General features: G+C 62.0%; 13 protein-coding genes. 6 read left to right on the forward strand and 7 right to left on the reverse strand.

Features of this window, described 5'->3' with window-relative positions; translation table 11 throughout:
- Positions 1 to 147: 147 nt before the first annotated feature.
- From murJ to B9A12_RS05495, 6 genes are all read right to left on the reverse strand, one after another.
- Positions 148 to 1,701 (reverse strand): murein biosynthesis integral membrane protein MurJ, encoded by a 1,554-nt coding sequence (gene murJ / locus B9A12_RS05470; protein WP_084056869.1) that lies wholly within the window; start codon positions 1,699 to 1,701, stop codon positions 148 to 150.
- 5 nt (positions 1,702 to 1,706) lie between these two features.
- Positions 1,707 to 2,555 (reverse strand): beta-keto acid cleavage family enzyme, encoded by an 849-nt coding sequence (locus tag B9A12_RS05475; protein ID WP_084056870.1) that lies wholly within the window; start codon positions 2,553 to 2,555, stop codon positions 1,707 to 1,709.
- Between the two features lie 90 nt (positions 2,556 to 2,645).
- Positions 2,646 to 3,128 carry a universal stress protein gene (locus tag B9A12_RS05480; protein ID WP_084056871.1) on the reverse strand — a complete coding sequence of 161 codons (483 nt, stop codon included), beginning with the start codon at positions 3,126 to 3,128 and terminating at the stop codon, positions 2,646 to 2,648.
- A gap of 28 nt (positions 3,129 to 3,156) precedes the next feature.
- Entirely contained in the window at positions 3,157 to 3,651 is a 495-nt protein-coding gene (locus B9A12_RS05485) for an Lcl domain-containing protein (protein ID WP_084056872.1), read from the reverse strand.
- Positions 3,652 to 3,694: 43 nt separating this feature from the next.
- Complete coding sequence (locus B9A12_RS05490) at positions 3,695 to 5,761, reverse strand: TRAP transporter permease (RefSeq protein ID WP_084056873.1); 2,067 nt, start codon at positions 5,759 to 5,761, stop codon at positions 3,695 to 3,697.
- 118 nt (positions 5,762 to 5,879) lie between these two features.
- On the reverse strand, positions 5,880 to 6,869 hold the full coding sequence (locus B9A12_RS05495; protein ID WP_084056874.1) for a TAXI family TRAP transporter solute-binding subunit: 990 nt from the start codon (positions 6,867 to 6,869) through the stop codon (positions 5,880 to 5,882).
- Positions 6,870 to 7,230: 361 nt separating this feature from the next.
- Between B9A12_RS05495 and B9A12_RS05500 the strand changes: the two genes are divergently transcribed.
- The 4 genes from B9A12_RS05500 (at position 7,231) to B9A12_RS05515 (ending at position 10,200) form a co-directional block, all read left to right on the forward strand.
- Entirely contained in the window at positions 7,231 to 7,995 is a 765-nt protein-coding gene (locus tag B9A12_RS05500; protein ID WP_084056875.1) for an ABC transporter substrate-binding protein, read from the forward strand.
- Positions 7,996 to 8,087: 92 nt separating this feature from the next.
- Positions 8,088 to 8,753 (forward strand): amino acid ABC transporter permease, encoded by a 666-nt coding sequence (locus tag B9A12_RS05505; RefSeq protein WP_084056876.1) that lies wholly within the window; start codon positions 8,088 to 8,090, stop codon positions 8,751 to 8,753.
- Positions 8,754 to 8,755: 2 nt separating this feature from the next.
- Positions 8,756 to 9,526, forward strand: coding sequence for an amino acid ABC transporter ATP-binding protein (locus tag B9A12_RS05510; RefSeq protein ID WP_084056877.1), 771 nt, complete (start codon positions 8,756 to 8,758; stop codon positions 9,524 to 9,526).
- Positions 9,523 to 10,200 carry an amino acid ABC transporter permease gene (locus tag B9A12_RS05515; RefSeq protein WP_084056878.1) on the forward strand — a complete coding sequence of 226 codons (678 nt, stop codon included), beginning with the start codon at positions 9,523 to 9,525 and terminating at the stop codon, positions 10,198 to 10,200. Before B9A12_RS05510 ends, B9A12_RS05515 begins: the two co-directional genes overlap by 4 nt.
- 346 nt (positions 10,201 to 10,546) lie before the next feature.
- Here B9A12_RS05515 and B9A12_RS05520 read toward each other — a convergent pair whose 3' ends face one another.
- Entirely contained in the window at positions 10,547 to 11,896 is a 1,350-nt protein-coding gene (locus tag B9A12_RS05520; protein WP_212636831.1) for an aspartate aminotransferase family protein, read from the reverse strand.
- Positions 11,897 to 12,399: 503 nt separating this feature from the next.
- On the opposite strand from B9A12_RS05520, the gene B9A12_RS17775 reads away from it, so the two are divergent.
- Both B9A12_RS17775 and rplU read left to right on the forward strand, forming a co-directional pair.
- Entirely contained in the window at positions 12,400 to 12,531 is a 132-nt protein-coding gene (locus tag B9A12_RS17775) for a hypothetical protein (protein ID WP_281247900.1), read from the forward strand.
- A gap of 105 nt (positions 12,532 to 12,636) precedes the next feature.
- The gene (gene rplU, locus B9A12_RS05525) at positions 12,637 to 12,963 is read left to right on the forward strand and encodes a 50S ribosomal protein L21 (protein WP_084056880.1); all 327 of its coding nucleotides are present in this window, start codon (positions 12,637 to 12,639) and stop codon (positions 12,961 to 12,963) included.
- The last annotated feature ends 32 nt before the right edge of the window (positions 12,964 to 12,995 follow it).

Raw genomic sequence — 12,995 nt, forward strand, 5'->3', positions numbered from 1 at the left:
GGCGAAAAGCGTAAAGTCGTGAGGAACCCGGGGCGGCTGTGGGCAGGGCGTCTGCGGTTCGCCCTTGGCGGTTTCCAGCGGGCTTTTGAGCAGCACGGCACGTGACGATTTGCCGGCGCGTCGGTCCGCTCCTTTCGCTTGGTCCCCTTACCTTTTTCTTTGGAGCTTTCGGAGGAAAGGATCCAGCAGGTCGGGCAGGGTGCGTCGGGCCAGGATCAGGAAGGCGGCGGAAAAGAGAAGGCCCGAAAGCCCCAGTTGCACGAGGGCCCCAAGATACGGGTTGGGAACGTGCCACCCCATGGGGGCGTAATGTCCAAGGGCCGCGGGAATCAAGGCCGCCGCGGTCACGAGCCCCACGCGCAGGCCACTTCGAGCCAGTCCGCGGAAGGCGTCCGGGCCCAGTCGAATCCGCCACCAGGCGGACAAGAGGGTCGTGTAGGCAACCAGGGACGCCGCGCTGGCCAGTGCCACGCCCTTGGCGCCCCACAGTCTCGATCCCATCAGGTAGAGCGGCACAGCGGCGGCCGTGGCCAGGGTGCCCACCACGGCGGGCGTCACCGTATCCTGCCTGGCGTAGTAGCCCCGTCCCAGGATTTGCTGAAATCCCCAGCAGAAGACCACCGCCAGAAAGACCCGAAGCGCCCAGGCGGTCTGAGCCGTGTCCGCCGCCGAAAACCGGCCTTGTTGGAAGATGAGCGTGATGGTGGGCCCGGCCGCCAGCATCATCCAGGCGGACACGGGGACCAGCACCACCAGGGTGTTGCGAAGGGCGCTGTTGAGGGTCTGGAAAAAGCGGTCCCGGTCTCCCCGGGCGAAGAGATCGGCCAGAAAGGGATAGGACGCCACGCCCGCGGCCTGCGCCACCACGCCCACGGGAACGAACATGATCCGGCGCGCGTAGTTGAGCCAGCTGATGGCGCCCGTTTCCGCCATGGACCCGAAGATGCGGATGAACTGTTCGTCCAGAACCACCACCGACTGGCCCACCATGAGCGGCAGGGCCAGCAGGAAGAAGCGCTTGAGGGAGGGGTGCCGAGGCGTCCAGTGCAGCCGCAGGCCCCCGCCAAATCGGACGGCCAGGCAGGGCAGCAAGAAGTTTCCCAGAAAGGCCCCCGCCAGAACGCCCCAGCAAAAGCCTTCCATGCCCGAGCGGCGCATCCAGATGCCGCCCACGATGATGGCCCCGTTGTAGATGAGGGGACTCAGGGCGGGAACGTGAAACTGTTTTCGGAGATAGCACACGGCGCTGAAACAGGCGCCCAGAAGAAAGAAGACCTGAGCCGGCAGGATGATGCGAAGAAAGAGGGCCAGTCGTTCCAGAGCCGGTCCTTCCAGGCCGGGCGCGGCCCAGCGGGAAAGTTCCGGCGCCCACACCATGGCGGCGGCGGTCACGCTGGTAATGGCCGCGGCCACCCACACAAGCACCGAGGAAAAGAAACGCCACGCGTCCTCTTCATCGCGGCTGAATTTTTCCGCCAGAAGAGGAATCAAGGTGATGGAAAAGTAACCGCCCGCCAGCAGATAGTTGATGAAGTCCGGAATGACAAAGGCGGCAAAATAGACGTCCGATTCCAGGCTGGCCCCGAAGAAGTAGGAGATGACCTTATCGCGGGCCAACCCCATGAACCGGGACAGCAGAACGCTTCCACCCAGAAGGGCGGCGGCCCAACCCATCTGCTGACGCCGGCTCCAGAAGGACATGGGCTTCAGTCGATCCGGCTCAGGATGCGGTCTTTTTGGGCCGGATCCAGGTTGAGAATCCGGCGCGCCTCATCGGGGCCGGCGATCTCCCGGCCCACTTCCCGGGCGATCCGGACCACCTTTTCCACCAGCTTGGGGTTGGTGGCCGGAGAGCCGTCGGGCAGGGTCAGGTTGTCTTCCAGGCCCACCCGCACATGGCCCCCCAGCACGATGGCGGTGGTGGCCAGAGGGATTTCCGCCTTGGCGATCCCTGCCACCGACCAGGTGGATCCCGACGGGATGCTTTCGGACAAAAAGAGCAGGTTCTTTACGGATCCGGGCATGGATCCGGGAGCTCCCAAGACGAAGTCGAAGTGCAGGGGCCCCTGGATGAGGCCCTTTTTCTGAAGGTAGAGGGCGTTGTTGATCATGCCCGTTTCGAACACTTCGATTTCCGGCTTCACGCCCGTTTCCTTGAAGACCTGCGCCAAGAATTGGATGAATTGCGGGGAGTTTTCATAGACGATGCCCGGCAGGTTGTTGGATCCCGTGGTGAAGGAGGCCATTTCCGGAAGCAGCCGCACCGGGTTGGCCCGGGCTTCCCAGTCCTTTCCCGCTCGGGCTCCCGTGGAAAGCTGGATGATCACCTCCGGCGCCACTTCCTTGATGCGCCGCACATTCTCTTTGAACCGCTCGATGTCCAGGGTGGGCCGGCCGTTGGCGTCCCGGGCATGCACATGGAAGAGCACGGCCCCTGCATCGGCGCACCGGCGCACGTCTTGCGCGATCTCTTCCGCCGTGATGGGCACGTGCGGGTTCATCTCCTTGGTGGGTACGTTGCCCGTGAGAGCCACGGTGATGATGAGCTTTTCCATAACCGTCGTCCGTCCATCGAAAAATCGTGAAGGGTCAGGCGTTGGCCGTGGGGCGTTCTGCCACCCACTGCTCCGTGGACCTTCTCCGTCTTACCTGTCCCGCCCCGAGGGCGTGCGGTGCCTATCCCGGCACGACACCACCGTGACCGGACAGTGGCGGAAGATCTTTTCCGCCACCGAGCCCACCAGGACGTGGGGCAGGTTGGTCCGTCCCTTGGTGCCAATCACCACCAGGTCCACATCCTCTTCGCGGATCACCTTCAGCAGCTCCTCCACCGGATAGCCCACGCGGAAGATGGTCTTGATCTGCTGTCGCGGCAAGTCCAGGGGGCTCAGGAGCTTTTCGAGCTCGGCGATCCGTTCCTCCTCGATTCCTTCGATGTAGTTGTCCGCATGGACGTTGTAGCCCATCGATTCGATGGAGGTGACCGCCTCCACGTCCCGCACGTTGATGACATTGGCGATGATCAGCTTGGCACCGAACGGCTTGGCCAAATCGGAGGCCATTTGCAGCGTGTGGGCGCAATGTTCCGAAAAGCAGATGGCGGCAAGGATCTTTCGGATCTCACGCATGGGCGCACTCCACCTTTTTCCGTCTCATTCACTGGCCGTTCAGATTGCGCACCGGAAGAGCTCGGTAGTGCCTCCGGTGCACCATCCGATCCGTGTACTCATAGCCGCGGCTGAAATTGAAGACGCGAGCCGAGATGCTGCGCTGTTCACCGGACCAGAGCCATCCGCAGCTCAGTTCGATTTCCGGGGTGATGCGCACCTGCTGACCGCATGGGGTTTCATACCCTGGGTAGGCCGGGTCCGCCACGTAGAGGGATCGGAGCTCCTCCAGGGTGGGCATGCGCCAGTTGTCGTAGCGACCGATCAGGTGTGGCGGTCCGGTACGGCACCAGCGTTGGGCCTCCTTCCACGTCACGTCCCCTTGGTTGTCGGTTTTGGCCCACATGAGCTGGAGCTGGGTGTCGGTCACGGTGCCATCCCCGTTGTCGATGAAACGCCCTTGCGCTCCAATGGGTGCGGCTGCTCCCACGAAGAAGAGCATGAGCACCAGGATCCAGCTGGCTCTCAAAGGGTTCCTTGCCATGGGACGCCCCCTTTCGGTTTGGTCGGTGGGGAGCGGCGGCAGGTCACACCGCTGCCGGTGCTTGCTCACCTACACGGAGCCTTTGCAGGAAATAGATCCCAGCGAACAGAACAAGGCCCGCCGCATACATCCAATAGCGCTGGTCCATGGGAACCCCCACCCAGCCGGCCACGGCGTCCGGGCGCATCATGATGACCGTGACGCCCAGCAACAGGGGCACCTCGTAGAACCGGTTCCTGGTGATGAACCAGCCCTGGGTGGCGGAGGCAAAGGCGAAATTGCCCAGGCAGGCCATGGCGAAGATGAGCAGGCCCTGGGTCCAGCTATTGATTCCGTGGAGGATCAGGTCGTGGTTGAAGATGAACATGAACGGCAAAATCGCCGTTCGGATATCGTACATGAAGCCTTGAATGCCGGTGGGGATGGGTTCCGATCGGGCGATGGCGGCCGCTGCATAGGCGGCCAGGCCCACGGGTGGGGTGTCGTCGGCCAGGATGCCGAAGAAAAAGCAGAAAAGATGAGCGGCCATGAGCGGCACTTCGAAGCCGTAATAGCCTCCCACGGTGACGATGGCCGGCGCCGTGAGCGACGCCATGACGATGTAGGTGGCCGTGGTGGGAAGCCCCATGCCGATGATAAGGCTGGCGAAGGCCGTGATGATGAGCAGCAGATAGATGTTGCCGCCGGAGAGCTGGTCCACGATCTGGTTGATGAGTCCGCCCAGGCCCATGGCCACCACGCCCACGATGATTCCAGCGGCGGCCGTGGCCATGGCCACGCTCACCATGTTACGGGCACCGGCGGCCAGGGACGAAAAGATGTCCGCAAGGCCTTGCTTGAAGGCGGGGCCCAGAGGTTCCTTGGCCAGATAGGCCTTGACCGGATGCTGAAGCAGCATGACCAGGGCGATGACCCAAATGGCGTTGAAGGCGGATGCCTCCGGGGAATGGCGCAGCACGACCAGTTCATAGAGGAGCATGACCAGGGGGATGATGTAGTGCAGTCCGCTCACAAAGGTTCGGAAAAAGGGTGGCAGTTCGTTCCGGGGCAGTCCGCGCAGGCCCAGCTTGGACGCCTCGATGTGCGTGATGTAAAGCAGCGCGGCGTAGGAGGCGAAGGCCGGGATGGCCGCCGCCTTCACCACGTCGATGTAGGGAACGTTCACGTATTCGGCGATGATGAAGGCGGCCGCCCCCATGATGGGCGGCGCCAGCTGGCCGTCCGTGCTGGCCGCCACTTCGATGGCCGCCGCCTTGCGCGCCGGATAGCCCACCCGTTTCATGAGCGGGATGGTGAAGGTGCCGGTGGTGACGATGTTGGCGATGCTGGATCCGGATACAAGGCCTGTGAGGCCGCTTGCCAGCACGGCCGCCTTGGCCGGTCCCCCCTTGAAGCCCCCGAGCAGACTCAAGGCCATCTGGATGAAGAAACTGCCCGCTCCCGCCTTTTCCAGCATGGCCCCGAACAGAACGAAGAGGAAGACGATGGTGGCCGAAACGTCCAGGGGAATGCCGTAGATGCCCTCGGTGGACATGGTCATCTGGCCCACGAACCGATTGAGCGATACTCCCTTGAAGGCGATCACATCGGGCATGTACGGGCCGAAGAAGGCATAGACGGTGAAAACCACGGCGATGAGCGAAAGGGCCGGGCCGATGACGCGCCTGGAGGCTTCCAGAAGAAGGATGAACAGGGTGAAGCCGACCACGATGTCGCGTGGGATCGGCGCGCCGTAACGCTGGGTGATTCCCTGGTAGTCGATGATGACGTAAAGGGCCGCCAGGGCCGCCACGATCCCCAGAACCCAGTCGATGAGGGGGATGCGGTCTTTGGCGCTCAACGCCCGGATCCCCAAACGGGGCTTTTTGAACATGGGAAAGCTCAAATAGACGATGAGCAGGCCGAAAGCCAGGTGGATGGCCCGAACGAACCAGGTGTCCAGGATGAGCCAGCTGGCGATGGAAAGCTGAAACAGGGACCAGCACACGCCCACCACGGGGACGGCCCACCTGGAAAGACCTGTCTTGGGCATCCGGCCGATGCCCGCTTCTTCCTGGGCCAGTTTCTTGGCAACGTCCAGTCCTTGATCCTTGTCCACGGGATGTGCCATGGGAGGTCCTTCACGCTCCTCGAGCTCGTCGAAAAATTCTGAGTTTGCAGGCTATCTAATCGACTGGGAAGAAAAAAAAGAGGTGGCGGGTGGCCCCGCCACCTCCCGGCTCACGCCACTACTTCATGAGGCCCACTTCCTTGTAGTACTTCAACGCGCCGGGATGGAACGGAGCGCTCAAGCCTTCCAGCATGTTTTCCTTGGTGAGCACCGAGTAGGCCGGGTGCAGCTTCTTGAAGGCCTCCAGGTTGTCGAAGACCTCCTTGACGATGGCGTAGACCACCTTTTCGGGCACCTTGGCGGACGTGACGAACGTGGCCTTCACACCGAAGGTGGGCACGTCTTCCTTGTTGGTGGCGCGGGGGTAAAACTTGATGGGGATCGTCGCTTTAGCATAATAAGGGTACTTGTTGAGCAGGGCTTGTAGTTCGGGGCCTTCAATGGGAACGATGCGCACCTTACGCCGCCCCGCCGTGGCTTCCTTGATGGCGCCGCTGGGGTGTCCCACGGTGTAGAAGAAGGCATCGATCCGACCGTCCTGCAACAGGCCCGGGGCTTCCGCCGCCTTCACCTGTTCGGCATGGATGTCCTTTTCCCAGTTGATGCCGAAGGCGGTGAGGGCGTCGATGGAATTTTGGCGCTGTCCCGATCCGGGATTGCCGATGTTGACCCGCTTGCCCTTCAAATCCTTGATGGACTTGATGCCCGCGTCTTCAGCAGCCACCAGGGTGATGGATTCCGGGTGGATACTGAAAATGGCACGCAGGTCCTTCTGGGGGCCCTTGTCCTTCCATTCGGCCAGGCCGTTGATGGCCTGGTATTGGCGGTCGGACTGGCAGATGCCGAATTCCAGGTCCCCGGCCAGGACGGCGTTGATATTGAACACGGAGCCGCCCGTGGATTCCACCGTACAGCGGATGCCGTACTCATCCCGCTTCTTGTTGACGATCCGACAGATGGCGCCGCCCGTGGGATAGTAGACGCCCGTGATGCCGCCCGTTCCGATGGTGACGAATGTGGTCTTGGCCTGGGCCGGAACCACGAGGCCGCCCATGATGAGGGCGCTCGCACACATCACGATGGTCGCCAAGAGAAAAAGTCGTCGCATGTCCAACCTCCTTCTTTTGTCTAGGTTGCCGATCCTTCCTACCATACGCCCTGAACATCCTGCGCGGATGTTTTCCGCCCTGTCATGGCCTCCTTTCAAAGAGTGGGTGTCGACGGTATGGGAATCGGGACTCATGGCCGCGCCGGGTGACGCTTGTGAAGACCTGTGGGAACCCGGACGATCCGTTGGCGGCAGGCAGTGTCGTCCCGTGTGGCGCAGTTTCTCCAACCACTTACCAAAAAGCGGCGGGCGGCGCAAGGGCCGGGCTCCCCATTTTCCTTGATCCGGGTCAGGTCTTTTGTTATCAGAAGGCGCCCCTGGAGTTTGCTCAAGAGAACCTTATTTGCAAAGGAGCCCATCCATGAAAAGACGCGTGGCCGTTATGGCGTTGGTCCTGAGTCTCCTGGCTTTGCCGTTGCTGGGTGCCGGGTCGGTCCTGGCGGAAGAGAAGGTCTATATCAACGGCATCGATGCCAATTATCCGCCTTTCACCTTCATCGATGCCACCGGAAAACCGGACGGTCTGGACATCAAGGCGGTGGAATGGATCGCCAAGGAAATGGGCTTCAAGGTGCGCCACCAGCCCACGGACTGGGCCGCCATCATTCCCTCGCTTCAGGCCAAAAAGATCGATTTCATCGCCTCGGGTATGAGCGTCACGCCCGAACGCCAGAAGAAGGTGGATTTCACCATCCCCTATCACAAGACGGTCATGGTGCTGGTGGCGCGCAAGGACTCCAACCTGACCGTGGAAGAAGCCATGGCGTCCGGGCGCAAGATGGGCGTACAGCGCGGCACCTCGGAGGCCAAGTGGATCGAGGACAACCTGCTCAAGAAGGGCAAAGAGTTTGAGCTTCGCCATTACGATTCCGCTCCCCTGGCCATGGAAGACATCGTCAACGGCCGCCTGGACACGGCGGCGGTCTCCCTCACGTCCGCCCAGGAGGCCATGGAGAAGGGGCTCCCGTTGAAGGTTCTGGGATCTTACGGCCAGCCGGACGACATCACGGCCTACGCGGTGAGAAAGGGGGATACGGAATTGCTGAACCTGCTCAACGAGGGCCTCAAGCGCCTCATGGCAACCCCCTATTGGAAGGAACTGAAGGAAAAGTACGGCGTGGAGTAGACCGGTTCCAGGCGAGGAACTTCGGTTCACCATGATAAAGGGGGCGCCCGGGTTGGGGCGCCCCTGTCCTATGTTGTGGCAAGGCGTTTTTCATGAACACACCCCTCGGCGTACTCCAGCAAAGCCTTCCGTACCTGCTCCAGGGCGTTTGGGTGACGCTGGTGGTGGTGCTGGGGTCTCTGTCCTTGGGGTTGTTGGTGGGCCTTCCCCTGGCGGTGGGCCAGGTCTATGGGCCGAAGCCCCTGAAGCGGCTCATCGGCATCTACGTGTGGTTCTTCCGGGGAATCCCCCTGCTGGTCCTCCTCTTTCTCTTCTACTTCGGTCTCTTCCCTTTTCTCCACCTGGACCTTTCGGCCTTTGTCGTGGCCATCATTGTGCTGGGTTCCATCAGTTCGGCCTACCAGTCCCAGATCCTTCGCGGGGCCATTCTGTCCATCCCCGAAGGGCAGATGAAGGCGGCCCGAGCCATCGGCATGAGCGATGTCCAGGCGATCCGGCACATCATTTTGCCTCAGGCCTTTCGGCTGGCCGTTCCCGGTTGGTCCAACGAGTATTCCGTCCTGCTTAAGGATTCGGCCGTGACCTACGCCCTGGGCGTGGCGGAACTGATGGCCCGGGCCCACCATGTGGCGTCCCGCACCTACCAGCACCTGGTGCTCTACCTGTGTGCCGGTTTCATCTTCATGATCCTCACCTTTCTCGGCACCCGGGCGCTGGACGCCCTCCATAGAAGGGTGAAGCTGCGAGGTTATTCGTGAACATGGCGAAGGCGAGCCCCTCGGAGCCCGTCCTGACACTGGACGGGATCCGAAAATCGTTCGGAAGCAAGGAAATTCTATGCGGTGTGGACCTTTCCATCCACCGGGGGCAGATCAAGGTCCTCATCGGCCCTTCGGGGGCGGGAAAGAGCACGCTGCTCCAGTGCATCAATTTCCTGGTGGTGCCCGATGGCGGGCGGATCTCCCTGGAAGGGCAGCCCGTGGACCCGTCCGATCGGAAGGCCCTGTGCCGGTATCGGCAGCAGGTGGGCATGATCTTCCAGGACTTCAACCTTTTTGACCACCTGACGGCCCTGGGGAACGTGGAGATCGGCCTGGTGCGCGTCAAGAAGATGAAGCGGTCCATGGCGCGGGAACGGGCCCTGGCGGAGTTGGAACGTGTGGGCCTGGCCCGGCACGCCCACCAATACCCGGCTGAGCTTTCCGGTGGTCAGAAGCAGCGGGTATCCATCGCCCGTGCCCTGGCCCTGGATCCCAAGGTGATGTTGCTGGACGAACCCACGTCGGCCTTGGACCCGGAACTCATCGGCGAGGTCCATGCGGTGATCCGGGAGCTGGGAGCCGCCGGCATGACCATGATCATGGCCACGCACCAGATCGGTTTCGCCCGCGCCCTGGCCCAGGAAATCATCTTCATGGAAAACGGCGTCATCATCGAACAGGGACCTCCGGACCAGATCCTGGACGATGCCCAGTGCCAAAGGACGCGGGAGTTTTGTGCCAAGATCACGGAACTGGGTGGGCACGGATGACAGGGGAGGCGGGATTCATCTTTAATGAGCTGATGCCCTCGCTTCTGCGCGGTCTATGGATGAGCCTGGGTCTCATCGTGCCGTCGGCCGTGCTGGGGTTTTTTCTGGGGGTGCTGGCGGGATCGTGCCGTGTCTACGGGGTCCGGGCCCTGCGCTGGTCCGCCCATGTGTACGTAGCCCTTTTTCGGGGCTTTCCGCTTCTTGTGCAGCTCTACATCTGGTACTTCGGCCTGCCGCGCCTGGGTGTCTACCTCAGCCCCTACATGGCCTCGGTGCTGGGTTTTTCCCTGTGCAGCGGGGCCTATCATTCGGAATACATCCGAGGCGCGTTGCTTTCCATCAAGAAGGGGCAGGTTCAAGCCGCCCAGGCCATCGGCATGACCCGGCTCCAGACCATCTTGCACGTGATCCTGCCGCAGGCGGTGCGTCGGGCTCTGCCCGGGTGCGGCAATGAGATCATCTATCTCATCAAATATTCCAGCCTGGCCTACATGGTCACCTGCATCGAGCTGACCGGGGAGGGCAAGATCATTGCCTCGGCCACCTTCAAGTACACGGAAGTCTTCACCGTGGTGGGCATCATCTACCTGGCCCTGGTGAGTGTGGCGTCCTGGGGGCTGGGAAAGCTCGAAGACCGCCTGGCCCTGCCGGGTTTCCAATACCACCGCGCGTAAAGGGGCCCTGCACCCTTTTTCCTCTGGAGAGCGCTCTGACTTCCTGTCCACCCCTTCCGTGGGGGCGACCCGGCGGGCCGCCCCCCATGGGTAGGCGGGTAGGAACAAACGGTGAGGAGGCTGTCTGACAATGGCCTCTCGGCCTCTTTGCCCTTTCTGACAAATGCCATCCCACTGTGCCATGTGATGTTTTTTAAGCATTAGGGGCGGGTTCGGAACCCGCCGTAGTGTTAAAGGCCAGGCCGGCAGGACGGCCCCGCCGGGTAGTCCCAACCTTCCGCCCGCACAAGAAGGGAGCAACCGAGGCGTTCTCGGACAAGCTCTGAGTGCCTTTGCGGCCCGTGGCTCACATCCCCACTTCCTTTTCCACCGCCTGGATGGCTTCACCCAGGATGCGCACGATTTCGTCCAACTCTTCTTCCGTGATGATGAAGGGCGGGGCCAACAGAATGTGATCTCCGTTGATGCCGTCCGCTCCGCCGGATCCGGGGTAGGTGATGAGGCCTCTTCGGAAGGCCTCCTGGGCCACCCGGGCACTGATCTTGCCAGAAGGAGCGAAGGGGGCCTTGGTCTCCTTGTTCTGGACCAGCTCCACGCCGGCGAACAAACCCAGCCCCCGCACATCCCCCACCATGGGGCGCTCCAGGAGCCCGCGAAGTTTTTCCAGGAACACCTCGCCCATTGTTGCGCATCGCGCAATCAGGTCCTTTTCTTCCAGGTAGCGAAGGACCGCGGCGCCTACGGCCACCGAAAGCGGGTTCTGACTGTAGGTGTGTCCATGGACGAAGGCACCGGAGCCGCTCCGGATGGCGTCGTGGATCTCCTCCTTGACGATCACGGCGCCCAGGGGCGTGTAGCCGGAACTGAGGCCTTTGGCGGAAACAATCACGTCAGGTACCACGCTCCAGTGATCCAGACAGAAATTGCGGCCCGTGCGGCCCACCCCGGTCATGACTTCGTCGGCGATGAGCTTTACCTCGTAGGTGTCGCAGATTTCCCGAATGCGCTGCCAGTAGCCGTCCCGGGGAACCAGGGCTCCCGCCGTGGCGCCCACCACCGGTTCGGCGATGAAGGCCGCCACGGCGTCCGGGCCTTCGTATTTGATGGTGCGCTCCAGCTGCTCGGCGCATTCCAGGGAGCAGGTTTGGGGCTCCCGGCCGAAGGGACAGCGGTAGCAGTAGGCGGGTTCGATATGGGGAGTGTGGAGGAAATGGGGATGATAGTGGCGGCGCCGGGCCGTGTGGCCGCCCAGGGCCACGGCGCCCATGGTGTTTCCATGGAAGCTCACCCAACGGCTGATCACCTTGTATTTGTCGGGCCTTCCCACTTCCCGCCAGTACTGGCGGACCACCTTCACCGCCGTTTCCACCGCTTCGGAGCCGCCGGAAAGGAAATAGACGCGGCTCAAGGACGGGTCCGGTGCCAGCCGCACCAACCGATCGGCGCATTCACGGGCCGCCTCGCTGGTAAAATGGCTCCCGTGAGCGAACGAGATGCGGGCGGCCTGCTCCTTCATGGCCTCCAGAATCTCGGGCACGCCGTGGCCCAGGCTCACCACGCAGGCGCCGCCGGACCCATCAATGTAACGGTTGCCGTCCTTGTCCCAGATATGGATGCCTTCTCCTCGATCCACCACCGGGTAGGTCTTTCGAAGATTGCGATAAAAGACGTGGTTTTCCATGTGCTCGCTGAGCATGGCGGTCCCCCTTGGCATGCCGTTTGGCGGGTAATGGTTTGCCCTGTCCCACTAGGTCCAATCGTCCTTTGCTCTTTAGGCCAAGGGCGAGGCTTTGTGAAGGGGAAATGACGTTCGGGGTGCAGAAAGCATGGGCCCGATGCACGAGGAGGCCGTCTGAGAACGCCCGGGTGGCTCCCTTATTAACCGGTGTGCCCGCGCTGCCGGCCTGGCGTTTCAGCCGTAGGGGCCGGGTTCCAAACCCGCCTCCCAAAAGGCCGAAGGCCATTGTGGGACCGCCTCCGAGGAGAGGCGCCTTGCCCTGATAAGCCCGCGCCAACCGCGTGTCTCCTTGAGAAAAGCCGATTTGGAGACCTCCCCTGGGCGGATGGGGCCGAGGCGTCCGGCCCTTCCTCCCCGTCTTGGAACACCTTCGCTGGAAAGGCTTTCCACTAAGGCCTTGACACGGCTTCCGGCCCCCCTTTATAAAGCAGTGTTACGTCACTTCTGGAGGAGGCCGAGCTATGCGACTGCGGAGCCCATGTCTGGACTGTGACAAGGTGGACCAGGACAAGAACAAGTGCCTGGAAAGCTGCGAGAAGCTCAAGGAATTTCAGGAGATGATCGCCAAACAGGGGGTTTATGCTCGCGTGTGAGAGGACTTCTCGACGCACACACCCCGGGCGGCCCGAGGCCGCTTTTTTTGTGGAACGTCGGGCCGGCGGGCCGGAAGACATAAAACAGGGCGGAGGATGACATCCATGTACGCAATCGTTGAATCAGGTGGCAAACAGTACAAGGCCGAACCGGGCGCTGTACTCAAATTGGAAAAGCTGGCCGGGGAACCCGGCGACGAAATCCTTCTGGATCAGGTGCTCCTGGTGGCTGATGGGGAGCAGGTCCAGGTGGGGCGGCCTGTGCTGGAAGACAAGGTGGTTCGAGGCCGCATCGTGGAACAGGCCCGACACAAGAAAGTCGTCATCTTCAAGTACAAGCGGCGCAAGGACTACCACAAGAAGCAGGGGCATCGCCAATACTACACGGCGGTCCGGATCGAGGGCATCGAGGACCGGGCGGCTCAGAGCTGAACCACTTTTGGAAAAGAAGGCCTCAGGTTCCG

Source organism: Desulfacinum hydrothermale DSM 13146 (genome assembly GCF_900176285.1).
In the GTDB taxonomy this organism is placed as follows: Bacteria; Desulfobacterota; Syntrophobacteria; order Syntrophobacterales; family DSM-9756; genus Desulfacinum; species Desulfacinum hydrothermale.

Excerpts from the sequence above, each read along its gene's own strand:
- B9A12_RS17775 (WP_281247900.1), top strand. The coding sequence starts at position 12,400 with ATGCGACTGCGGAGCCCATGTCTGGACTGTGACAAGGTGGACCAGGAC.
- B9A12_RS05505 (WP_084056876.1), top strand. The coding sequence starts at position 8,088 with ATGAACACACCCCTCGGCGTACTCCAGCAAAGCCTTCCGTACCTGCTC.
- B9A12_RS05510 (WP_084056877.1), top strand. The coding sequence starts at position 8,756 with ATGGCGAAGGCGAGCCCCTCGGAGCCCGTCCTGACACTGGACGGGATC.
- rplU (WP_084056880.1), top strand. The coding sequence starts at position 12,637 with ATGTACGCAATCGTTGAATCAGGTGGCAAACAGTACAAGGCCGAACCG.
- B9A12_RS05500 (WP_084056875.1), top strand. The coding sequence starts at position 7,231 with ATGAAAAGACGCGTGGCCGTTATGGCGTTGGTCCTGAGTCTCCTGGCT.
- B9A12_RS05495 (WP_084056874.1), bottom strand. The coding sequence starts at position 6,869 with ATGCGACGACTTTTTCTCTTGGCGACCATCGTGATGTGTGCGAGCGCC.
- B9A12_RS05515 (WP_084056878.1), top strand. The coding sequence starts at position 9,523 with ATGACAGGGGAGGCGGGATTCATCTTTAATGAGCTGATGCCCTCGCTT.
- B9A12_RS05475 (WP_084056870.1), bottom strand. The coding sequence starts at position 2,555 with ATGGAAAAGCTCATCATCACCGTGGCTCTCACGGGCAACGTACCCACC.
- B9A12_RS05520 (WP_212636831.1), bottom strand. The coding sequence starts at position 11,896 with ATGCTCAGCGAGCACATGGAAAACCACGTCTTTTATCGCAATCTTCGA.
- B9A12_RS05485 (WP_084056872.1), bottom strand. The coding sequence starts at position 3,651 with ATGGCAAGGAACCCTTTGAGAGCCAGCTGGATCCTGGTGCTCATGCTC.
- B9A12_RS05490 (WP_084056873.1), bottom strand. The coding sequence starts at position 5,761 with ATGGCACATCCCGTGGACAAGGATCAAGGACTGGACGTTGCCAAGAAA.
- murJ (WP_084056869.1), bottom strand. The coding sequence starts at position 1,701 with ATGTCCTTCTGGAGCCGGCGTCAGCAGATGGGTTGGGCCGCCGCCCTT.
- B9A12_RS05480 (WP_084056871.1), bottom strand. The coding sequence starts at position 3,128 with ATGCGTGAGATCCGAAAGATCCTTGCCGCCATCTGCTTTTCGGAACAT.